Origin of the sequence: Streptococcus mitis (assembly GCF_023109105.1) — a bacterium.
In the GTDB taxonomy this organism is placed as follows: domain Bacteria; phylum Bacillota; class Bacilli; order Lactobacillales; family Streptococcaceae; genus Streptococcus; species Streptococcus mitis_BW.
Map to the genome: position 1 here is coordinate 1 of NZ_JALDTZ010000021.1, position 22,266 is coordinate 22,266.

The 22,266-nt window shown below is 40.2% G+C and carries 20 protein-coding genes; 1 reads left to right on the top strand and 19 read right to left on the bottom strand.

All coding sequences use genetic code 11. The features are described 5' to 3' along the window. Positions 1–196: 196 nt before the first annotated feature. The 18 genes from M1F37_RS09225 to M1F37_RS09310 form a co-directional block, all read right to left on the bottom strand. On the bottom strand, positions 197–1,231 hold the full coding sequence (locus M1F37_RS09225) for a prephenate dehydratase (RefSeq protein WP_247935574.1): 1,035 nt from the start codon (positions 1,229–1,231) through the stop codon (positions 197–199). Beyond that, complete coding sequence (locus M1F37_RS09230; protein ID WP_247935575.1) at positions 1,224–2,693, bottom strand: O-antigen polysaccharide polymerase Wzy family protein; 1,470 nt, start codon at positions 2,691–2,693, stop codon at positions 1,224–1,226. The genes M1F37_RS09225 and M1F37_RS09230 overlap by 8 nt, the downstream gene beginning before the upstream one ends. Before the next feature lie 15 nt (positions 2,694–2,708). Continuing rightward, on the bottom strand, positions 2,709–3,695 hold the full coding sequence (locus tag M1F37_RS09235; protein ID WP_247935576.1) for a glycosyltransferase family 2 protein: 987 nt from the start codon (positions 3,693–3,695) through the stop codon (positions 2,709–2,711). A gap of 1 nt (position 3,696) precedes the next feature. Further along, positions 3,697–4,800 carry a glycosyltransferase gene (locus M1F37_RS09240; RefSeq protein WP_247935577.1) on the bottom strand — a complete coding sequence of 368 codons (1,104 nt, stop codon included), beginning with the start codon at positions 4,798–4,800 and terminating at the stop codon, positions 3,697–3,699. Continuing rightward, the gene (locus M1F37_RS09245) at positions 4,790–5,626 is read right to left on the bottom strand and encodes a LicD family protein (RefSeq protein WP_247935578.1); all 837 of its coding nucleotides are present in this window, start codon (positions 5,624–5,626) and stop codon (positions 4,790–4,792) included. Before M1F37_RS09245 ends, M1F37_RS09240 begins: the two co-directional genes overlap by 11 nt. Positions 5,627–5,861: 235 nt before the next feature. Next, on the bottom strand, positions 5,862–7,172 hold the full coding sequence (locus M1F37_RS09250) for an LCP family protein (protein ID WP_247935579.1): 1,311 nt from the start codon (positions 7,170–7,172) through the stop codon (positions 5,862–5,864). Next, positions 7,169–8,017: a prephenate dehydratase gene (gene pheA, locus M1F37_RS09255; protein WP_247935580.1), complete on the bottom strand. Its 849-nt coding sequence runs from the start codon at positions 8,015–8,017 to the stop codon at positions 7,169–7,171. Before pheA ends, M1F37_RS09250 begins: the two co-directional genes overlap by 4 nt. Then, the gene (locus M1F37_RS09260; RefSeq protein ID WP_247935581.1) at positions 8,014–8,490 is read right to left on the bottom strand and encodes a shikimate kinase; all 477 of its coding nucleotides are present in this window, start codon (positions 8,488–8,490) and stop codon (positions 8,014–8,016) included. The genes pheA and M1F37_RS09260 overlap by 4 nt, the downstream gene beginning before the upstream one ends. Then, entirely contained in the window at positions 8,483–9,766 is a 1,284-nt protein-coding gene (gene aroA, locus M1F37_RS09265) for a 3-phosphoshikimate 1-carboxyvinyltransferase (RefSeq protein ID WP_247935582.1), read from the bottom strand. The genes M1F37_RS09260 and aroA overlap by 8 nt, the downstream gene beginning before the upstream one ends. Before the next feature lie 91 nt (positions 9,767–9,857). After that, positions 9,858–10,196, bottom strand: a complete 339-nt coding sequence (locus tag M1F37_RS09270; RefSeq protein ID WP_000065980.1) for a YlbF/YmcA family competence regulator — start codon at positions 10,194–10,196, stop codon at positions 9,858–9,860. A 10-nt stretch (positions 10,197–10,206) separates the two neighbouring features. Beyond that, entirely contained in the window at positions 10,207–11,310 is a 1,104-nt protein-coding gene (locus tag M1F37_RS09275) for a prephenate dehydrogenase (RefSeq protein ID WP_247935583.1), read from the bottom strand. A gap of 9 nt (positions 11,311–11,319) precedes the next feature. Beyond that, positions 11,320–12,486: a chorismate synthase gene (gene aroC, locus M1F37_RS09280; RefSeq protein ID WP_247935584.1), complete on the bottom strand. Its 1,167-nt coding sequence runs from the start codon at positions 12,484–12,486 to the stop codon at positions 11,320–11,322. Between the two features lie 9 nt (positions 12,487–12,495). Beyond that, the gene (aroB, locus tag M1F37_RS09285) at positions 12,496–13,563 is read right to left on the bottom strand and encodes a 3-dehydroquinate synthase (protein WP_247935585.1); all 1,068 of its coding nucleotides are present in this window, start codon (positions 13,561–13,563) and stop codon (positions 12,496–12,498) included. Between the two features lie 18 nt (positions 13,564–13,581). Then, positions 13,582–14,436, bottom strand: a complete 855-nt coding sequence (locus tag M1F37_RS09290) for a shikimate dehydrogenase (protein ID WP_247935586.1) — start codon at positions 14,434–14,436, stop codon at positions 13,582–13,584. Next, a complete protein-coding gene (gene aroD / locus M1F37_RS09295) occupies positions 14,426–15,103 on the bottom strand; it encodes a type I 3-dehydroquinate dehydratase (protein WP_247935587.1) in 678 nt (225 codons plus the stop codon). Before aroD ends, M1F37_RS09290 begins: the two co-directional genes overlap by 11 nt. Next, positions 15,100–16,263: a class I SAM-dependent rRNA methyltransferase gene (locus M1F37_RS09300; protein WP_247935588.1), complete on the bottom strand. Its 1,164-nt coding sequence runs from the start codon at positions 16,261–16,263 to the stop codon at positions 15,100–15,102. The genes aroD and M1F37_RS09300 overlap by 4 nt, the downstream gene beginning before the upstream one ends. Before the next feature lie 751 nt (positions 16,264–17,014). After that, positions 17,015–18,643, bottom strand: coding sequence for a hypothetical protein (locus tag M1F37_RS09305; protein WP_247935589.1), 1,629 nt, complete (start codon positions 18,641–18,643; stop codon positions 17,015–17,017). Continuing rightward, positions 18,624–19,373, bottom strand: coding sequence for an ABC transporter ATP-binding protein (locus tag M1F37_RS09310; protein ID WP_247935590.1), 750 nt, complete (start codon positions 19,371–19,373; stop codon positions 18,624–18,626). Before M1F37_RS09310 ends, M1F37_RS09305 begins: the two co-directional genes overlap by 20 nt. Before the next feature lie 176 nt (positions 19,374–19,549). On the opposite strand from M1F37_RS09310, the gene M1F37_RS09315 reads away from it, so the two are divergent. Further along, positions 19,550–21,004 (top strand): alpha-amylase, encoded by a 1,455-nt coding sequence (locus M1F37_RS09315; protein WP_247935591.1) that lies wholly within the window; start codon positions 19,550–19,552, stop codon positions 21,002–21,004. A gap of 113 nt (positions 21,005–21,117) precedes the next feature. Here M1F37_RS09315 and M1F37_RS09320 read toward each other — a convergent pair. Further along, positions 21,118–22,266, bottom strand: a 1,149-nt coding sequence (locus M1F37_RS09320) for a Cna B-type domain-containing protein (protein WP_247935592.1), incomplete at its 5' end; no start/stop codon positions are given.

Below are 22,266 nucleotides of genomic sequence, written 5' to 3' on the forward strand. Positions count from 1 at the left end.
TGCCACTGGTTTTTAGGGTTTTTATCAGACTAACTTCCACTTGAATTAGCGATGGAACTTAGTTTGGGAATTTAGCAGAATTTCCCTAGGGTCTTTTCTGAAGAAGACTCTCAAAGAGAATTTCTGCTGACAAATAGAAAAAGCCTTCAAAATCAAACTTCTTGTCTGACTTTGAAAACTTGATATATTAGAATCCTTATAATTTAAAGGTTGCTACACCCAGAATAGAACGATTTAAGTTTCGAAGAATTTGAAGACTTTGCTCAAATTTCTTATAACGAGTTACTCCATATTCTTCAACAAGAAGGACTGTATCTCTTTCTAAAAGAGATGGTACATCTTGTAAATCTACAAAATGCATTCCTTTCAAAGCCTCTTGATTTTGTTTCAATTTATCTAGGATAGCTTTATTTGAGCTAACGATAGTCAACTCTTGTCCAGCATTTTTGTATGATAAGACATCTGCTAGGTTGGCAATTGTTGTAATTTCTGTTACAAAATCAATTTGATACTGAGAAAAATCACCTGCTCTATTGATTGTTGGGTTAAAGAGATAAACTAATACATTTCCCATCACAACCAAAATCACACAGACAACTCCAATAACTACTAAACGAAGAATTAGATTCTTCACATTTAAACCAAGCGCTGTTTCACCATTTGCGTTCAATTCCTTAGAGTTGATGGTTTCCAATTTTTCAATTTTCACGTTTGCATAGGTATGTTTAAATTTCTCAATCAACCCATCAATTTTTTTCTCTAACAAGTCATTGGCATCTTTACTTGGTGTCAAAATTTTCACACCAACCCCTGCATCATCAATCATATAGTAGACGGTCAATTTTTTCCACCAATAGTCACTTGTAGAATTTTTCAAGGTTGTCTCTGTCGTATCCAATTCACTGGCAATTTTTTTCAACTCACTGGGTTCTACATCATTGAAAAGATAAGCTCCATTCAAATTCCCATCAATCAATTTCCCATAAAAATCACTATAACCACCAATTTGGTGATTCAAAATCGTTTTAGCTGAATCTTCTGGAGGAGTGATTTTATAGCTAAGATAAGTTGAATAACTTGTTGTGTCTTTGACAGTGTTTTTATTCTTAACTGCTTTAATTGTAAATGGTACAGCAATGAGAGCAAATAAAGCGATGAGAGCTAGAATATTTGCTTTTCGTTTTTTGTAAAGATTTGCAAATAAATCAGCTACTGAATAATGTTCAAACATGATTTTTTTCTCCTTTGTTTAGTAGATACTGGTTTTCTTTTGTAAGCATTTTCGCTACGAATAGAATCACAAGAACAATTCCCCAGAATTGCATTGTAAATAGATTGAAGAAACTTTCTGAAAAGCTACTTCTAGGCATAAAGAATAGATTATTCAAGATGAGTAAAGACAAGGCAAACAGGATTGTCCTTGAACGATAGGCTACTTGCAGCATAGCTATGAATAATACACCGAGTAAAAGACTAAGTAGAAAGACTCCTATCATACCATAGTCTGTATACAACTCCATGATATAACTACTTCCGATACCATGTCCTTTCAGGTACTCCTTGTTCAAGACGAGATAGGATAGATTGTGGGCATAACTATTACTATCAATAGCTAATTCCACACTATTGGTTGTATGTTCAAAGGCTTTTCCTCCGAAAATGGCCCCCAAACTTCCTCTTGCAAAATAATCCATAATAGGACCAAAAGTAAAATTACGGAAATCTCGGTAAGGGAGGCTACTGTTAAATAGAAAACCTCGAGCCAGAACTCCAAAACTAGTCCCTTGTTTATAGATAAAGTCAAGCAGGATATCCCAGAAACCTGTATGGGAAACTTGGACATTATCCCGTACATAATTGAGCACTCCCATCGCTAACATGAGAATAGGAGAACCTACAAAAATTGCTAACTTTTCTTTAAATCCAATCCATTTTCCTTTTTCAGTTTGCTCCCGCATAAAGTAATAAACAAAAGCAAATAAAATACTTAAAATGAAGGGATTTCGTGTCCCAATTGCCAAATGAATGGTATTAGCTGCTATAAAGGAGACAAGTACTGCTGTTGCCTGCAATTTCTTAGGTTTCGTTGCCAGATACATACACATTGCATAGACCGTAAAGGTAGACAAAATGTAGGTAAAATAAGGCAGTTTACTTTCAAAATTTGCATAGTAGGCATAGTAGGAAGTCTGCAAGCGATACAAGAGTCGTTCAAATAACCGAATAAAATAGAAAGGATAGGTTAGAAGAAAAACTCCTAATGATACAAAGCGTAACCGCTTGATATAAACCTCTTTTAGAGAACTTCCTATCTTGGGTACTTTTATTTGCTTCCTAGCTATAAAATAACGAGCCAAGATGCCTCCAGTCGTCAAGCCCAAAATCGAAACCATGACGACTATAAAGGCAAAACGATAGGCTATGGGATGATAGGTATCCAAAGCACCATCCCTAAAATAATCAATGGTTGGCCTTGATACCAAAAAGACAAAAATAGTTAAAAAGAAAATAAAATGGATTAAGTAATACTTGATATCATTCCAACAAGCAATTAAGCTACTAACCAGTAAGAACAATAAAGTAGAAAGCAAGCTAACATTGTTATTATTAAACAGATACACAATTCCACTTACTAACGTCAAGGCATAACTGACTATGGTCAAACTAAATAATAATCGTTTTCCATCAATCACTTGCTCACCCCCGTTCTAATGTAATTTTTTAGATTTCTCAATATTTTTCAGTAATAAGAATCGGTATAAGGAAATATTTATGAATAGAGCCAAGGCACTAATTCTTCTCCCCTTACGGAAAATAGTATTCCTAGCAATAGCAAAGGCATGGCCTTTTAAAAAACGATGAATCTGTGAATAGGCTTCAAACTGTTTATACTGATCATCTAGCAACATCTTATCCAGAATAAAGAAGTGGGCATAAGCCAATCTGAAAAAAGCAACCTTCTTTAAGTCAGGATAGTTTTTCATAACTTCATTATAAAACTTTTGATAGATATCAATATAGGCTAAATCCTTCTCTGCATACGGTTTAGTCGTAATGCTATCCCCTCTATGGAAATAGTAATAATAGGGTTTAGTATTAACCACATATTTCTTGGCCAACTTGATTAAATCAAAATGATAATAGGCATCTTCGTAAATCAATCCCTTAGGAAAGGATAGAGCAGTTGCAATCTCTCTCTTGATTAGCTTATTGCAAATCGTTCCAGGAATTTTTTCACCTATGAGGTATTCCCTCAGAAATGTTTGGGAATCACAGACAAAATAGTCATCCTGATTGGCTGACTGTGGGCTCTCATCATTAGCATAGACATTCATGACACCACAGCTCGAAACATCCGCATCTTCTTGAATTAATTGCTCATATAAGCTCTGAATCATTTCTGGATGGATATAATCATCTGAGTCAATAAAAATCAGATAATCTCCGTGAGCCTGCTTCATTCCATCATTGCGCGCTTGTGACAAGCCTTCGTTCTTTTTATGAAGCACTGATACCCTATCATCTTGTTCAGCTATTGAATCACACAAGCGACCACTTTCATCTGTTGCACCATCGTCAACAAGAATAATTTCCAGATTTTGATAGGTCTGCTCCTGAATGGAAGCTATCGATTTTTCTAGGTACTGTGCCACATTATAGACTGGCACAATGACACTAATTAATGCAGTTTCCATGCTACTCCTCTAATAGTTTTTCTACTTGTTCGATTTGTTTGGCAATTGTAAATTGCTGAATGAATTGGCTAGCCTCATTAACATCAAAATTCGAGGCAGAGGTCATGTAGTTCGTAATTGCCTGAGCTGCCTCTTGACTGCTCTCAATGATTTGTCCAAATCGTCCTTCTTGGGATAATTCCTCAGCCCCTCCGACATCCGTAGAGACAAAAGGAAGTCCCAGACTCAAGGCCTCCACATACACTCCAGGAAAACCTTCTTGTTTAGACATAGACAAGAGAACCTTCATCTGAGACAAATACTGGTAAGGATTTTTTTGATAACCAAGGAAATGTACATAGTCTTCAAGCTCATACTCTTTGACTCGTTTTTTCAGTTCCTCTTCCATATCACCAGCCCCTATGAAGTAGAGATGATAGTTTTTTCCCTCTTGGTGTAATAACCTTATCACTTCCACCACACGGTCAGAACCCTTATTTTCCTCAATCCGTCCGATAGTACAGATACTTTGAGGCGCAATCTCGATATCTATCTTTTCTTGAGATTTTTCTAAAATAGTCTTAAAGTCATATCCATTGTAGACCGTCTGTAATTTTGAAGCATAATCTGGATAGACTTCCTTGATAGAATTACTGGTCTTATTAGAAATTCCTACAATGGTATCCGCAGCATCCAACTGGCGTCTATGTGATTCTCTTTTGGATCTATCCTTAAGAAATTCTTCAATACTTCCATGAATCCAAGATATTTTTTTAACTTCTTTTCTTTTAGAGAACAAAAGCGGTGGATTCATAATCGTAAAAGAAACTTCAACATCATAGTCATCTTTTACAAGTAAGCGACGTGTCAGTCTTGGAAAATAAATTCTCATTCTCCACAAAAGTGCTCGGATCCATCTGGCTTGTCGATAATCTTGAAGGGATTTTAAAATGCCTACATGCTTGGGAACTGATTCGTAACCCTTATCAAAATGCTCCATTTCAAGAATATCAATATCATACTTTTCTGGATCTAGATTTGAAACAATTGTCGACAGAATCTTCTCTGCGCCACCCCCGAGAGAAAAAGACCACATAAAAAATAAGATTTTTTTCTTAACCACCATATTCTCCCTTGTATTCTGTATAAGACTTATCCATATCAGCAATAACTGCATCATGATGCGGTACTTGCTTGTCTAGTGGTGGTGGAGTCATGTAGTCTCCAAAAGCAGTGCTGAGATAGGCATCATAGCCAACTGGAATAGGCATCTCTGTCCCTTCAAATGGCAAAAAGATATTATCCTCAAAAGATGCGATTGGGTACTTGTTTCTCATGTAGCCAGGACCTGAGCATAATTCCGTGATTCCATCGCTCTCAGTCAGACTGTACTTGGTCATTTCTTGTTCAGCTTTTTTCCAAATACGATAACGGAGAGATTTTGGCGTCAAACCGAGTAGAATGCGACTTCCCCATTTCATAAGTGCACCATGTTTTTCTGGAATAGTTTGCGCACAAAAGAGTGAATAAATCAAGGCCCAGCGAACCTGTTTTTTCCGCTCAGCTGGATTTTTCGGATAATAATCCAAAGGTAAAACATCCAAGGCCAGACCATGTGGCAATTCTAAATCCTGCTGATAAGGTTTGATACAGGTCGTTTCCTTGTCACGAATGGTAATAAAAAGATTGCGGTCGACAAAATCCTTGTTACTCTTTGACAAGAAATAACGCTCATCTGCATAACGAGGCCATAATTCTGCCAATTTCTCATAATCTTTACGGGGCATAAAAAAGTCTAGGTCGTCGTCCCAAGGAATGAAACCCTTGTTTCGAAGGGCACCAATAGCACCTCCACCACAAAGATAGCAAAGCAAATCATGTTCTTTGCAAAAAGCAACAAAATATTCAGCCATCTCCAGACTCCGAGCCTGAATTGCTTTTAAATCAGTCATATTGTTTATTATTCTTTCTATCGTATCGTTTCATTATACCACAAATAAGGGGTGAAAATCTATTGCAGACTGTAATACTCTTCGAAAATCAAATTCAAACCACGTCAACGTCGCCTTGCCGTACTCAAGTACAGCCTGCGGCTAGTTTTCTAGTTTGCTCTTTGATTTTCATTGAGTATAAAAAATCAAAGCCTGACTGCTAGATAAATAGCCTTCAAACTTTGATTTTTCTATCTTATCTCAATCCCATCTGAGATAATTTATTCTGATATTTGTTTTGATCGACCAGCAAGCCCAAGCCTCCATAGACATCATAGGCATCTACCCAGTCACCCAGTTCTGGAACTGTTAATCTCTCAATGCCATTTTGCGCTCCATCTAGGAAGGATAAGCCATTGGTCAATAAGAAACTATAAGGAACATTCGTAGAAGTCATCCCAAAGACCTTACCAAGTGCTTCTGATCCAGTAAAGAGTTTGGTTGGATCCTTGAGTTGTTGCAGAACAGCTGTCAACACTTGCTGTTGTCTCTTGGTACGACCATAATCACCTTCATCGTCATCACGGAAACGTGCATAATTTAGCAAGGTTGAACCGTTCATCTGCTGTTTCCCAACTTTGATAGTCTGGGTTGGAGACTCTGTTTCTGTAGCATGCAAGTCATCTCCTACCGTAGCTTCTGTTAATGGACGCCCATTCAATGTTGAAAATTGTGCATCAATCGTCACCCCATCAGGGAAAAGCGTGTCAATCGCTGTTGCAAAGGCCTCGAAGTCTACCAAAGCGTAGTACTTAATGTCTAAGTCAAAATTGTCTTTCAAGACTTGGCGAACCATTTCTGCCCCTTTTTGCCCCTCTTGTTCCCCCAACTCATAGGCAACATTTAGCTTGTTATCGGACTGCTTTCTCCCGTTAATCACTTGACTATAACCATCTATATAAACTAAATTGTCACGCATGAAGCTGACTAGCTTAATCTTTTTATCTGAGCCACCAACATTTAGTACCATGATAGAGTCTGTTCTCGTCTCAGCACTATTTTGGCCAATCCGTTCATCCGTTCCCATAATCAAAATATTGACCCCATCCTTGGTATCTTGACCATGAAAAACTTCTACTTGAGCTGCCTTAGCATTGGCAGGTTTGGTTGGATCCGCATTTGAATAACCTTTTAGGAACATAAAAATCATGCCAAAACCGACACAGGCTAGAAGGGCAAGCAATCCTGCAAAAATGCGCCCCCAACGAATCTTGCGTTTTTTTGCTTTAATCTTTGGTTGAGAATGACTTGTCTGATAATTTTTTGCACGACTACGGTTACCATAAGATGGAAGGGGAGACTGATTGACCGGTTCCATGAAAGACTCTTTCATATCGTAATTTTCATAATGAATTTCTGAAGAATCTTCACTACTGCTAGCCATATTTAACTTACCTTGCAAATAAGCAAACTCTTTCTTCTCTCGCTCATTGAGGTAATGAATATTCTTAAAAAGATAGTCATAACGCAACTGCTCGTGATGACTTAAAGGATTTTCTTTACTCATCTTCTCTCCTTTCCATGGTCTGATATTGGATAAATAGGATAGGCACCCAATACTTTATATTGAATCCCAATCGCTTCTAATTCTTTTTGGGCAAAGTGGACCAGGTCCTTATCAGCATAGTCCACATCGATAATGAAAAAGTATTCGCCCAGTGCTGTCTTGAGTGGCCGACTTTCAATTTTTGTCAGATCAATTCCCCGCCAAGCAAAGGTCGACAAGGCCTTATAAAGTGCACCTGGAAGGTTATCAGGTAGGGTCAAGGCCAAACTTATTTTCTCAGTTTGTGTTTTCAAGGGAATACTAGGCTTTTCAGCTCCCAAAACCCAGAAACGTGTGAAATTGGCTTCCATTTCCTGAATATCCTCGGCAATCAGTTCCAAGCCATATTCTTCAGCAGAACTTCTAGGTGCAATTGCCGCAAAGGGCTGGTCTGGATGTTCGGAAATAAAGCGGGCCGCATAGGCTGTACTAGCTGTTATCTCGATTTGGGCCTCTGGATATTGTTCATCGATGAATTTCTTTCCTTGAGCCAAAGCCTGTGGGTGAGAAAAAATCTTTTCAATCTTAGTATGACCTGGAACCACCATCAACTGCTGATGAATGGGCTGAACGATTTCTGCCACTGCTTGGATGCGAGCCTGATGAAAAAGGTAGTCCAAGGCTTCATGCACACTACCCTCGATAGAATTTTCAACTGGCACCACCGAATAGTCCACCAAGCCTTGCTCATAGGCCTTGATGACATCTGTAATGTTGGCAAAGGCCTGCAATTCCTCCTGAGGAAAAGCTGTCTGCACAACGTGGTGTGAAAATGATCCCTTGGGACCTAGATAAGCAATTTTCATCTCAATTCCTCTATAATTTCCTCTGGGCTTAGCTTGGTCACATCCAAAATCCGACTGGCTACTTCCTCATACCAAGCCTGTCTTTCTTGGAAAATAGCTGCAAGTTCTTCCTTGCTATTATTTAGAAAAAGCGGTCGCTGATTGTCCTTATCAGCTGATATGCGTTGGTAGAGGGTTTCAAAATCGGCTTTTAAGTAAATATTATCAGAATTAGTCTTGAGTAAGTCGCGATTTTTCTGAGAAACGACTACTCCTCCACCAGTTGACACAATTTGGTCTCTTTGTAGTAAATCAGCTAGAACTTCTGACTCTACCTGTCGAAAGGCTTCTTCTCCCTTTTCCGTGAAAAATTCCGCGATAGACATGCCTAAACGCTTCTCAATCAAAGCATCCATATCAAGATAATTAGGGTTCAATCCTCTGGCAATTGTGGATTTGCCTGCCCCCATAAAGCCTAATAACACCTTAGCCATGAATCAAGCTCTCCAAATCATCAAAGAAGCTAGGATAACTGGTATTGATGGCTTCAGCACGGTCAAGCTCCACTTCTCCATCTGCAACCAAGAGAGATGCGATAGCTGTCATCATACCGATACGGTGGTCACCAAACGTATTGACTCTAGCACCGTGAAGGGCTGATTTCCCTTTGATAATCATTCCATCAGCTGTAGGAATAATATCTGATCCCATGCTATTTAAGGCGTCTGCCACAACCTGAATGCGATCTGTTTCCTTAACCTTAAGTTCCTCAGCATCCTTGATAACTGTTACACCTTGGGCTTGGGTCGCAAGTAGAGCGATAACTGGCAATTCATCAATCAATCGTGGGATCAAATCGCCACCAATCTCTGTTCCTTTCAAGTCAGAAGATTCAACAGTCAAGGTAGCAGATTTAGCGACTGGGTCAATTTCAGTTATTTCCAATTTTCCACCCATGGCACGAATGACATCAATAATACCAGTACGGGTTTCGTTAATACCCACATTCTTAAGAACTACACGAGAGTTTGGAACAATCAAACCTGCGACTAGCCAAAAGGCAGCACTGGAAATATCTCCTGGAACAACCACATTTTGTCCTGTCAATTTCTGTGGCCCTTGGACTGTGATTTTCTTGCCATCCACACTTAAACAACCACCAAATTGTTGCAGCATATCTTCAGTATGATTACGGGTGCACTCTTTTTCGATAATTACAGACTCCCCCTGAGCCTGCAAGGCCGCAAACATCAAGGCTGACTTGACTTGGGCAGAGGCAATCGGCAACTCATACTGAATAGGTCTTAGGGTTTTCGTCCCCTTTAAGTGAAGGGGAGGCAGGTCTCGCTCAGTTTGTCCTGAAATACTAACACCCATTTGTTTCAGTGGAATCGTCACACGATCCATAGGTCGTTTTGAAAGACTGTCATCTCCAAACATCTCTACTTCAAAGTCTGCACCAGCAAGAACACCTGAAATCAGGCGAATCGAGGTTCCAGAATTTCCCATATCAAGGGCATTTTGTGGAGCTTTTAAGCCGTTCATACCGACACCTTGAATGGTAATAACCCCATTTTTATCCTCAATCTCAACACCAAGGTCACGAAAAACTTGCATGGTCGAAAGGACGTCTTCGCCACGCAAAATATCATAAACCTTGGTCTCACCCTCAGCCAAACTTCCAAAGATTATGGAACGGTGGCTGATAGACTTGTCACCTGGAACTCGGATACTGCCATGTAAGTGGCTAATGTTTGTTTTTAGTTTCATACTGGACCTCATACTTGCAATACTTTTACCTATTTTATCATAAAAAACCAGAAATTCCTTAAAAATTCCTGACTTTAGGATAGTTATTTTCTTATTTTAGCAATTCTGAAACTGGTTCGAAAACAATTTTTTCAATGTCAGAAAGGTAAATTGCCAATTGTTGTTGCTTGGTAAAGAATTCTGACAAGAGACTATTTCCTTGAATCTGTTTACCAAAGCCTTCCATTTTTGCTTGGAAAGATGCGTCTGGCATTTGACCTGTCTGCGCTAATCTTTGAATTTCCTCTTGAAAAGCAACATATTCTGTAAAAATTTTGCTCGCCTCAGCATCTGCTGAAATAGCATCTTTAGCAGCCTTGACAGCCTTGTATTCTGGTAATTCGCGAAGACCGCGACTGAGTTCGTTTGCACTATCGTAAATATTTGACATGATTTTCTCCTTATTTGATGACGACTGTATAGTCGGTGTTTTCTGTTATGAGATGCTCGGCTCGTTCCAAATCTTGAGCATTTTTAAATGAAATCTGCAGAATCCCGTGAACATCTTCACGGTTTTCCTCGTTGATATGGATATTGACCAAGGAAGTTCCACGTAGCAGTTCCAAAATCCGCAGGATGACATCTTCTTCATCGGGAACATCGACATAGAGGTCATAAGAGCTGTCCACACCACCACGCTTATGGATTTCCATAGCCTGACGTTGCTCACGCGCTTGATTGAAAAAGTTCCAGATTTGGTGTTCATCTCCCTTGCTGATGGCCTGACCAACCTCGTCTAAGCGCTCCTTGAAATCCTCAATTCGGTCTAGAATAGTTTCACGATTAGACAAGAGAATGGAAGTCCACATTCCTGGCTCGCTTTCCGCAATTCGGGTCATGTCTCGAAAACCACCCGCGGCAAAGCGCCTTGCCATCTCATGTTCTTGAGCATAGTCCGCGGTCTGTTCCATAAGACTAGAAGCCAGAATATGAGGAAAATGGCTAATCTGAGAAGTCACTCGATCATGCTCCTTGGCATCAATCTCGATAAAACGAGCATGAAGACCTGAAAGCAAGTCCTTCATTTCCTCAAGCGTGTCCTGACTTGTCAGGCTCGAAGGTGTAAAGATATAATAGGCATTTTCAAAAAGATTGACATCTGCCGAAGCGGCCCCTGTCTTGTGACTACCAGCCATGGGATGGGCTCCGACAAAGCGAACAGGCTTGTCAGCCAAATACTGATCTGCTGCATCTACAATGGCTGACTTGGTCGAACCAGCATCTGAAATAATGACGCCGTCTTTCAAGTCCAAGTTGGCCAATTCCTTAATGAAAGCAATGGTTTGTTTGATTGGCAAGCTGAGAATGATGATATCTGCCAAAGGAGCAAAACTGGCAAAATCATCTGTTGCACGGTCAATCATGCCGTCTTTCAAGGCGATATCTCTCGAAGCTTGACTACGATTATAACCTAAAATTTCATAATCTGGATGATCACGTTTGATACCAAGTGCCATAGAGGCACCAATCAAACCAAGACCTGCGATATAGACTGTTTTTGCCATAGGAACTCCTTAATAGTTCTTTGTATAGTCCCGGTGTTTGACTACTGCTTCTTTTAATTCCTCTAGATTGTCTGATGAAAATTTTTCAAGGATTTCTTGTGCCAGAACCGTTGCCACAACGGCTTCCATAACTACACCTGCAGCTGGAAGAGCAGTCGGATCACTTCTTTCGACTGTTGCCTTGTAGGGTTCATGGGTTTCAATATCCACACTCATAAGTGGTTTGTAGAGAGTAGGAATAGGTTTCATAACTCCACGAACAACAATAGGTTGCCCATTGGTCATACCACCTTCAAAGCCACCCAGATTGTTGGTACGACGGGTATAGCCGTCTTCTTTAGACCAGAGAATTTCGTCCATGACTTGGCTGCCTTTACGGTAACCCGCCTCAAACCCAAGACCAAATTCCACCCCTTTAAAGGCATTGATAGAAACAACTGCTTGCGCCAATCGCGCATCCAATTTTCTGTCCCACTGGACATAGGAACCAAGGCCAACTGGTACGCCTCCAACGACTGTCTCGACAACTCCACCGATGGTATCACCGTCACGCTTGATTTGGTCAATATAATCCTTGATTTCCTGTTCTCTTTCTTGGTTGACAATAGAAACTTCAGACTGGGCAGCTCGTTCCTTAATTTCAGCCACTGTCAGATTTTCAGGTACGTCAATTTCCTTGCCACCAAAGACCACGACATGATTGGCAATCTCCATATCCAGCTCAGCTAAGAGGCGTTTGGCTACAGCCCCAACTGCCACCCGCATGGTGGTTTCACGGGCAGATGAACGCTCCAAGGAATTTCTCAAATCGTCAAAACGGTACTTGATGCCTCCAACCAAGTCGGCGTGACCTGGACGAGGATGGGTGATTTTTCGTTTTCTTTTAAGGCGCTCTTCAATGTCCTCCGCAGACATGATATCCAGCCATTTTTGGTGGTCTTTATTGATGACATCCATGGTAATAGGAGCGCCTGTCGTCTTACCGTGGCGAACGCCCGAAGTAAAGACAACCTGATCACTCTCAATCTTCATACGACCGCCACGACCGTAGCCACCCTGACGGCGTTTAAGGTCGCCATTGATATCCTCAGCTGTCAAAGGAAGTCCAGCTGGAATTCCCTCAATGATAGCTGTCAGACGCGGACCGTGTGATTCTCCTGCTGTTAAATATCTCATACATTCTCCTTATTTTACCAAGTAGTCTCTCATCTCTTCCAGAGAAACTGTGTGAATGCTCGCTGAACCAAGCTCTGGTACCAAGACCAATTTCAGAGTATTACCACGCGCTTTCTTATCATGAGTCAAAGCCTGATAAAGCTTGTCAACATCCCAGTTTTCATAGTCAACAGGCAAGCCAAATTTCTGACACATCTCTGTAATAGACTGGGTTATTCCTTCTGGCATGAGACCTTTTTCCTCAGCAACCTTGGAAATCTGCACCATTCCCATGGCTACAGCCTCTCCATGCATGACCTTGCCATAACCGGCAGTCGCTTCAATGGCATGGCCAATTGTATGACCAAAATTGAGGTAAAGGCGAATACCGTTGTCCAACTCATCCTCAACTACCATCTTGCGCTTAACCTGGCAAGAATGTTCAATCAAGGTCTCTGCATGTTCCAGAATGCTCTCAACAGAACCATCCAGCTCCGTCAAGAGAGCCCAAAGTGCTGGATCCTCAATCAAGCCATACTTGATAACCTCACCCATCCCTTCAATCAACTCTCTTTTTCCAAGCGTTTCAAGAACAAGTGGGTCAATCAAAACCCCATCTGGTTGGGCAAAGGTCCCCACCATATTTTTAGCAAATGGAGTATTAACACCCGTCTTTCCACCGATAGAAGAATCCACCTGAGCTGTCAAGCTGGTCGGAATCTGAACAAAATGAATACCCCGCATGTAGGTTGAGGCCACAAAGCCAGCCAAGTCCCCAACGACACCACCTCCGAGAGCCACGATCCCATCGCTACGAGTCAGTCCTTGCTTGACTAAAAATTCATAGACTTTCTGAACAGTGGTCAGATTCTTTCTTTCTTCACCTTCTAAAAAGTCAAAAACAGCTACCTGAAAACCAGCATCTTCTAGGCTGAGTTTGACCTTCTCTGCATAGAGAGAGGCTACATGGTTGTCTGTTACGATAACCACTTTTTGCGGTTGCCAGAGTTCTCGCAACCATTGACCAGCCTGAGCCAGACAACCTTTTTCAATCTGAATATCATAAGGATGATGAGGGATTTCAATTCTGATTTTCATAGGAGAATCTCCTTTTCTTTATTGGTATTTTTCTGTTAAAGACTGCCAAATCTCTTCTGTTGGCATTTCCTTTCCTGTCCACAGTTGAAAAGCTTCTGAAGCTTGATAGAGCAACATTCCCAGACCATTGACCGCTGGATTCCCCTGACTTCTGGCCCATTTTAAAAATGGTGTTTCAAAGGGTTGGTAAATGATATCAGCTACTAAAAGAGTTTCTGATAGGACAATGTTTTCAGGAACTGGAGATGATTGACCATCCATCCCTACACTTGTCGCATTGACCAGTAAATCCGACTCAGCAATCCTTTCTTGCAGTTCAAAAACATCTTCTAAAGCATACAAGTCTACTTTAAAGCCTGTCTGCTCCTGTAACTTGGTCAGGTAAGGTCTTGTTTTTTCTATAGAAACTGAACGAACAAAGACCGAAATCTGACTGACACCATCCAAAATAGCCTGTGCTATAATGGACTTGGCCGCACCACCTGCACCCAGCAGGGTCATCTTCTTACCTGAAATTGTAAAAGAAGGCAAGCTCTTAAAAAATCCCTTGCCATCTGTATTATATCCAATTAAATTGCCATTCTCATTGACAACCGTATTGACCGCACCAATCAAGCGCGCTTCGTCACTCAGCTCATCCAAATAAGGAATCACTTGCTCCTTATAAGGCATAGACAGGTTGATGCCAAACATCTGGTAGCGACGAATATTAGCCACTGTTTCTGCCAAATCACCCGCTTCAATCTCCCAAGCCACGTAAACACCGTTGGTAGCTGTCGCCTCAAAGGCACTATTGTGGATAAAGGGGGAAATAGAATGCTTAATAGGAGTGGCAACAACGGCAGCTAAACGTGTATAGCCATCAAGCTTCATCCAAAATCTCCCTGATTTTTTTCATGCTAGCTAGAGAAATCTGACCTGGGGCACTTGCCTCATCTAGACTAGTAAAGGACCAGCTAGAACCTGTCACATCCGCAGTGATACGAGAGACCTTGCCCACCTTGCCCATAGAAATAGTTACATACTCCTGCTCAGGATTGAGGGTTTTAAAACCTCGTGTATAGTTCATCAAGTCTAGCACATCCTGCTCCGTGTGAGCCATCACCGCAACCTTAACAAGTTTTGGATTTAAGCTCGTCAACTCTGACAAGATTTCCATCATGTTTTCAGGTGTTTCTTGGAAATTATGGTAACTCAAAACAAGATTTGGGAAGTCCAGCATTTCCTCAAAAACATCCTTGTAGCTATAGTACTCAAAATCAATATAGTCTGGTTGATAGAGTTGCGCCACTTCCTTGATTAGATGGATATATTCTTCTGGAGAAAGGTCGATTTCTCCCCCTTCAGAGCGAGTTCGTAGCGTGAAAACCAACTCACGGCCTGCGAATTTTTCAAAAATGGCTGGAGCCACCTGCAAAATCGCTTCCTTAGGCAGATAATCGGCACGCCATTCAATGATGTCGGCATCCAGATATCTCGTGGCATCCAGAGCCTGGGCCTCCTCTAAACTTCTTGGCATTACTGAAACGATTAATTTCATTTACTAACCTTCATACTAATCACCTTGAGGTAATTACTACTTTCATCTTTTTTATTATAGGCGAAATCTGCTGGAAGACCGTATTTGTTTAAAATCTGGTAACTTCTTCCTGCAAAGCCTTTATCAATTTGTTCTGTAAATTTCTGACGGGAAACATTGGCAGCATTGGTACTAGCAATGATAATCCCTCCCGGATTTAAAATCTCAAGACTCTGGGAAATCAACTTGTGATAATCCTTGGCCACAGAGAAAGTTTGTTTTTTGTTCCGAGCAAAGCTAGGCGGATCTAGGACAATCACATCATAAGACAAGCCTTTTCGCTTAGCATATTTGAAATACTCAAAGACATCCATGACTATAAAACGATGGTCGTCTGTACTGATTCCATTTGCCTGAAAATGCGCTTGAGACAATTCTCGTGAACGTTTAGCTAGGTCAACTGAAGTTGTCTGGCTTGCTTCTCCCATGGCCGCAGCTGCTGAAAAAGCCGCTGTGTAGGAAAACATATTGAGCAAGGATTTACCCATAGCTAAACCGTCTACCAAGCTCCCACGAACCTCGTGCTGGTCTAGGAAAATCCCTGTCATCAAGCCATCATTCATGAAGACTTGATAAAGGACACCATTTTCCAGAACAGTGAAAAAGTCAGGTGCTTCTTGACCATAAACATGGGCAGATTCATAGTCTTGACCCTTAAAGCGAATCTTCTCATAGGCTCCTAAAACCTCAGGAAAAACCTGTCTAAAGGTTTCTGAGATAGTCTGACGAATCTGATAAACATAAGAGTTATACCAAGAAAAGACGGCATAATCACCATAAAGATCCACTGTCAGACCCCCAAAGCCATCTCCCTCTTGGTTAAAGAGACGAAAGGCAGTTGTCAAATCATCTTGATAATAAGCTTTTCTCTTTTTTTTGGCTTTTCTAAACAGTGTTTCAAAGAAAGCTTGATTAAAGGTTACCTTGTCTGTGCTGACAAACCAGCCCAAGCCCTTGTTTTGCTGAGAAAGGTAGGCAGTCCCAAGAAAGTTTCCATCTTGACTATGGACTTCTACTTCCTGATCCCTGAGATGAACATCTGCAAGGTCGCTAGCTTCTAGTAAAACTAGCCCTTTAGCGAGCTTCTTTTCAACCCGTTTACTGACTCTTATTCTATTCATAGTCCCTATTATAGCAAATTTTATGACAATTCTCAAAAAAGAAACTACCCTCGCTTTTTTACTCTAGTTTTAAAAAATGGTATAATGATACTAATAAAAACTTAGGAAGTAATTGTGTGAGAATCACAATAAAAGATGCTCTTCCGTCTTGGAGGAGCATTTCTTTTTATAAAATAAAATCCAATGAAAATGAAAGAGCAAACTAAGAAACTAGCCTCAGGCTGTACTTGAGTACGGCAAGGCAAAGCTGACGTGGTTTGAAGAGATTTTCGAAGAGTATTAACTTTGAGATTGTAGGTAGAGAGGCTGTATCAGCAATATATGTCTGTCAAATTTAGTGTCAAATATAAAAGATAGTAGAAGAAATAAATCGGCTTCAGCAAGTATATGGAAAATTTGATTTTATAGAGAAGCCTTTTATTACAAACTCAATATACCATCGATAAATAATATTATAGAAGCAACAATAATTATAATTTCACCTATCTGCATAATCCTATTTCGAACTCTAAATATATGTTCTATCAACAATACTTGGATCACACACATTATAGGAATTAACGTTTTTGAAATTGAAAAATATCTAAATAAATAAACTATAAACAACAATAATAGAACTATATTATATTTCTTATTCAAAACATTTCTCCCTATATTTTTTGATTACCAATCTTAATCATTTACAACTACATTCTAACAAACTTTAAAAGTGTTTGTCGAATTAAATTTATCAAGCAAGCGACCAACTAGCTCATCTTTTTTCTACTTCTGATAATATGCGTGACAGGTAGTAATGATAGCTAAATATAGCAAGACCAAGCAGAAGGATAAGAGCTCCTACTCCCAAGCTGATGGCAAGGATAGGAGATAGAGACTGAACCAAGAATAAGCTCCCAATTACAAGGGCCATCAGGATTGCACTATATATAAACAATAAAACTATTGCGACTATACCATTTGAACGATTCACCAAGTCCGTAATACTACTCCAATTGGTTGAGAGATTTTTCACATCCTTAAAGTAATGGTGGCAAGAAAGGATGACACTGGTAAGGAGCCATACAACAATAAGGTAAATCATCGAAAGGATGGGCAATCCTAAATAAAGGGAAAGACCAAGTAAAGTCACGATAGGTAAAAAGGACTGGACAGCAAAGATAATCCAAAATTTCACTTTCACATAACGAGCAAAATCAAAGGGCAAACTCTTCAGAAAATCAAAATTTTCCCTCTCCAGAGATAACCCGATTGAAGATAGACTTGTGATATTGTTATTTAAAACTGCTATAAACACTCCCACAAAAAACAAGGGCAACCAATATTCGGCATTTATTTCTGGAACAAGCTGTGAATCCCTAATCTTAAATATCAAGCCTATCATAAAGAAATAAGGCAGGAAAGTACTTGTAAAAAGCACTGTCACCAAGCTAGTTCCCTGTCCCAAGAGGGAGAGATTGTAGCGTAACACCATACGGAAAAAACCTTTTTTAGTTATGGAAATACTTTGTTTGCTACGACGCTCTTTTCTGATTTTTTCCTCACTGTTGGTCATAACTACTTGATAAAATTGAGGAACAACCTTCTTTTTTGTCAGATAAAGTAGCAAAACAGTTGCTACTATCCAAGCAAGTAATCCAAAGATAGATTCAAGAGAAAAAGGCTCTACTGCTATTTTATAAAAGATATGAAGAGGATAAACGAGGGTTGGGACTTCTCTAACTGTCTCTATACTAGCTCCTGAATTTGAATAGAAAACCAGTATCATAGGGAATAATAGCCCTAGACCAATCATGGCATTAGACAGAATAGACTGGTGCTTTCTGAAAAATGCTGTCTGGGCCAAAAAATGGACTGCCAAGACCATCCCTAGACCAACTGAAACCAATAATAAGGTCAAAGACAGTAACATCAAGGGCAACCCCAACCAAAGAGAGGGAGCTAATCGAAGATAAAGAACTAGAAAATAAGCTAAGATGGGGACAAGTCCAACTAGAGACGGCAAAAGAACAGATATTCCTTTGGCAAGCATAATTTCTGATTCCTTAAAGGCATAAGGACTATAAGAGGATAAGTCCTTACTCTCATAAAAAACATTGTAAAAGGCTGTTAAACTATTAGAAAACACAATAACTAGAAAAATAGCAACCATATTACTAAATAAACTGGGAACCTCCTCAAAGGGATAACGAAAAACGAGATTCGAAAATAAGAGGAGTAGCAACAGGCTAGAAACAAGATAAGAACGTAACAATTTACCTGATACATCAACCTTTTTATCGGGATTCTTAGCTTGTTTTTTGCGTAGATTTGCTAGGTTCGTCTCATTTGATGAATAAAGGATATTGATATCAACTAATTTTTTAATGACCTTGAGACGCATCCGTAACCTCCTCTTTTCTACCAGCAAGGCTAAGGTAGATACTTTCCAAAGACTGATCTGGGTGGTCTTTTCTCAAGTCCTCTACGCTACCACAATAAATCAAATGCCCCTTTTTCAAGATGGCAATCCGATCACAGACTTGCTCAGCTACCTCTAGGACATGGGTTGAAAACAAGACCGTCTTACCTTTTTGTGCATGCTCCTTCATCATTTGCTTCAAATCAAAGGCAGCCTGGGGATCCAAACCAGTCAAGGGTTCATCCAAGACCCAAATATCAGGATCAGATAAGAGCGCCCCTATCACAAAGACTTTCTGACGCATTCCGTGAGAAAGGGTTTCAATAACCTGATAGCGATTTTCAGCAAAATCAAAAATAGTCAACAATCTAACTAAACTAGCCTCCAAGTCAGAGCTACTCATATCATAGGACGAAGCAACCAATTCCCAAAATTCATTGGCCGTTAAACGTAAAAATAAGTCAGGCGAGTCTGCAACGTAGCCAATCTTTTGTTTGATAGCTGAGCGATCTTCCGATAAATCTAAACCATCTACCAAAATACGACCACTGCTGGGTGAAATGATACTGACTAGGGATTTTATAGTGGTCGATTTCCCAGCTCCATTATGGCCAATCAAGCCCATAATCTCTCCATTTTCAATCTGCAGGTTGAGATTGCTCAAAGCCTCTTTATCACCATATAACTTACTAACATTTTGAAATTCAATCATGGCCTGACTCCTATATTTATATTCTTTATACTGTTATATTAGCACTTTAGTACAGTTTTATCAATACTTTTAATAAAATAGTCAAAAACTTATTATTCAGTTTTACGCAAACGTTTGAGCTAACCGATACTTTATGATAGAATAAAGAACAAGATTGACAAGTAAGAGGAAACATCATGCAAAATCAAACACTCATGCAATACTTTGAATGGTATCTGCCCCACGACGGCCAGCACTGGACGCGTCTGGCTGAAGATGCTCCACACCTAGCTGATCTCGGCATCAGTCATGTCTGGATGCCACCAGCTTTCAAGGCGACAAATGAAAAAGATGTCGGCTATGGAGTCTATGACTTATTTGACCTAGGAGAGTTTAATCAAAAAGGAACTGTCCGTACCAAGTATGGTTTTAAAGAAGACTATCTTCAAACCATTCAAGCCCTTAAATCACAGGGAATTCAACCTATGGCCGATGTGGTGCTCAATCACAAGGCTGCTGCTGATCACATGGAAGCCTTTCAGGTTATCGAAGTGGATCCAGATGACCGTACAGTTGAACTTGGAGAACCCTTCACTATCAATGGCTGGACTAGCTTTACCTTCGATGGACGCCAAGATACCTACAATGACTTCCACTGGCATTGGTACCACTTCACAGGTACAGACTACGATGCCAAACGCCGCAAGTCTGGGATTTATCTCATCCAAGGGGATAACAAAGGCTGGGCTAACGAGGAATTGGTCGATAACGAAAATGGTAACTATGACTACCTCATGTATGCCGACCTAGACTTTAAACATCCCGAAGTCATTCAAAACATCTATGACTGGGCTGACTGGTTCATGGAGACGACTGGTGTGGCTGGTTTCCGCTTGGATGCCGTCAAACACATTGACTCTTTCTTCATGCGCAATTTCATCCGAGATATGAAGGAAAAATACGGTGAGGATTTCTATGTTTTTGGTGAATTTTGGAACGCCGACAAGGAAGCCAATCTAGACTATCTTGAAAAAACAGAAGAACGCTTTGACCTTGTCGATGTTCGTCTACACCAGAATTTCTTTGAAGCCAGTCAAGCTGGTGCAAACTATGACCTTCGTGGTATTTTCACAGATAGCTTGGTTGAACTCAAGCCCGACAAGGCTGTAACCTTTGTCGACAATCATGATACCCAACGTGGTCAGGCTCTTGAGTCTACTGTTGAAGAATGGTTCAAACCAGCAGCTTATGCCCTCATTCTATTACGCCAAAACGGCCTTCCATGTGTCTTTTACGGAGACTACTATGGGATTTCAGGGGAGTATGCTCAAGAAGATTTCAAAGAAGTCCTTGACCGCCTCCTAGCCATCCGAAAAGATTTGGCCTATGGAGAACAAAATGACTACTTTGATGATGCTAACTGTATCGGTTGGGTACGTTCGGGTGCTGAAAATCAATCCCCAATCGCAGTTTTGATTTCCAATGACCAAGAAAACAGCAAGTCAATGTTTGTCGGCCAAGAATGGGCCAATCAAACCTTTGTAGATCTACTTGAAAACCACCAAGGTCAAGTTACAATCGATGAGGAAGGTAATGGACAATTCCCAGTAGCCGCAGGTTCAGTCAGTGTCTGGGCAGCCAATGCAATCTAAAACTAAGCCAAGTCCACTAGGATTTGGCTTTTTTATAGTCACAAAAAGACCTACCCAAATGGATAGATCTTTACTTTTTGGATTCTTAAACAAGATTATATTGGAACTTCCTCTTAGTTTTTCTTCTTTTTAAGAAGATATGCTGCTAGGCTAACTCCAGTAAGAGCTAGGATTAGGCTAAGAATAGATTCAGTTGAACCAGTATTTGGCAACTCAACTTTCTTTTTCGGTTCCTCTGTTGTTGTCGTTGGAGGAAGAGTTGGTTCATGTTTATTGGTAATAAGAACGTTTCCTTTGCCATCATCTATTATAGACGCTTGATATCCTTCTAGAACATCTACTTCTTCAACTGTATAGATAATTTCTTTACCATTAGCATTTTCAACTAAATCAGTAAATGTATAAGTCCACTTGTTTGTTTCTGATAGCTCAATCACATCTCCAGCTTTCTGTCCATCAGCGTATAGTTGAACTTTAACGCTCTTTGGACGAATGCCATCTTTGTCATCACTATCATCCCATTTTTTAGTCACTGTTAAACTAGTTTTACCTGGTTTGTAAGTGTTTGTGATAGTTGTACCATCAATAGTAGCTGAGTAGTTTGCGACTGTATCTTCAGTTACAGTGTAGATGATCTTTTGACCATTCTTGTAGACTGGCAAGTCTGTGAAGGTATGACTCCATATTTCTCCTTCACCAGAAACTGTTGCTGTTTGCACTTCCTCTCCATTCGCTAAGAGATGGACTGTGATGGTTGACGGACGGAGACCGTCTTGATTTTGGGCATCGTCCCATTTCTTGGTTACTTGAACTTTAGTCTTAGAAGGAGTGTGGGTATTCGTAATCACTACCTGACCTAGATTGGTCGCTTCAACTGTTTGAGTATAACCTTCTGGCACTTCTGTTTCTTTCACTGTATATTGAACAGCTTTACCATCTTTTTTCTCATCTAAATCAGAGAAGGTGTACGTCCATTTGTTGTCTTCAGAAAGCTCTACTACTTTACCTATTTTTTGATCACCGGCATAGAGTTGAACCTTGATAATCTTCGGACGAAGGCCATCTTGGTTATTGGCATCATCCCATTTCTTGGTTACTGTCAAACTAGTTTTGCCTGGTTTGTAAGTGTTTGTGATAGTTGTACCATCAATAGTAGCCGAGTAGTTTGCGACTGTATCTTCAGTTACAGTGTAGATGATCTTTTGACCATTCTTGTAGACTGGCAAGTCTGTGAAGGTATGACTCCATATTTCTCCTTCACC

What these genes read in the sequence shown, in the direction of transcription:
- M1F37_RS09225 (WP_247935574.1), bottom strand. Translation starts at nt 1,231, where the DNA reads ATGTTTGAACATTATTCAGTAGCTGATTTATTTGCAAATCTTTACAAA.
- M1F37_RS09235 (WP_247935576.1), bottom strand. Translation starts at nt 3,695, where the DNA reads ATGGAAACTGCATTAATTAGTGTCATTGTGCCAGTCTATAATGTGGCA.
- M1F37_RS09240 (WP_247935577.1), bottom strand. Translation starts at nt 4,800, where the DNA reads ATGGTGGTTAAGAAAAAAATCTTATTTTTTATGTGGTCTTTTTCTCTC.
- M1F37_RS09245 (WP_247935578.1), bottom strand. Translation starts at nt 5,626, where the DNA reads ATGACTGATTTAAAAGCAATTCAGGCTCGGAGTCTGGAGATGGCTGAA.
- M1F37_RS09250 (WP_247935579.1), bottom strand. Translation starts at nt 7,172, where the DNA reads ATGAGTAAAGAAAATCCTTTAAGTCATCACGAGCAGTTGCGTTATGAC.
- pheA (WP_247935580.1), bottom strand. Translation starts at nt 8,017, where the DNA reads ATGAAAATTGCTTATCTAGGTCCCAAGGGATCATTTTCACACCACGTT.
- M1F37_RS09260 (WP_247935581.1), bottom strand. Translation starts at nt 8,490, where the DNA reads ATGGCTAAGGTGTTATTAGGCTTTATGGGGGCAGGCAAATCCACAATT.
- aroA (WP_247935582.1), bottom strand. Translation starts at nt 9,766, where the DNA reads ATGAAACTAAAAACAAACATTAGCCACTTACATGGCAGTATCCGAGTT.
- M1F37_RS09270 (WP_000065980.1), bottom strand. Translation starts at nt 10,196, where the DNA reads ATGTCAAATATTTACGATAGTGCAAACGAACTCAGTCGCGGTCTTCGC.
- M1F37_RS09275 (WP_247935583.1), bottom strand. Translation starts at nt 11,310, where the DNA reads ATGGCAAAAACAGTCTATATCGCAGGTCTTGGTTTGATTGGTGCCTCT.
- aroC (WP_247935584.1), bottom strand. Translation starts at nt 12,486, where the DNA reads ATGAGATATTTAACAGCAGGAGAATCACACGGTCCGCGTCTGACAGCT.
- aroB (WP_247935585.1), bottom strand. Translation starts at nt 13,563, where the DNA reads ATGAAAATCAGAATTGAAATCCCTCATCATCCTTATGATATTCAGATT.
- M1F37_RS09290 (WP_247935586.1), bottom strand. Translation starts at nt 14,436, where the DNA reads ATGAAGCTTGATGGCTATACACGTTTAGCTGCCGTTGTTGCCACTCCT.
- aroD (WP_247935587.1), bottom strand. Translation starts at nt 15,103, where the DNA reads ATGAAATTAATCGTTTCAGTAATGCCAAGAAGTTTAGAGGAGGCCCAG.
- M1F37_RS09300 (WP_247935588.1), bottom strand. Translation starts at nt 16,263, where the DNA reads ATGAATAGAATAAGAGTCAGTAAACGGGTTGAAAAGAAGCTCGCTAAA.
- M1F37_RS09305 (WP_247935589.1), bottom strand. Translation starts at nt 18,643, where the DNA reads ATGCGTCTCAAGGTCATTAAAAAATTAGTTGATATCAATATCCTTTAT.
- M1F37_RS09310 (WP_247935590.1), bottom strand. Translation starts at nt 19,373, where the DNA reads ATGATTGAATTTCAAAATGTTAGTAAGTTATATGGTGATAAAGAGGCT.
- M1F37_RS09315 (WP_247935591.1), top strand. Translation starts at nt 19,550, where the DNA reads ATGCAAAATCAAACACTCATGCAATACTTTGAATGGTATCTGCCCCAC.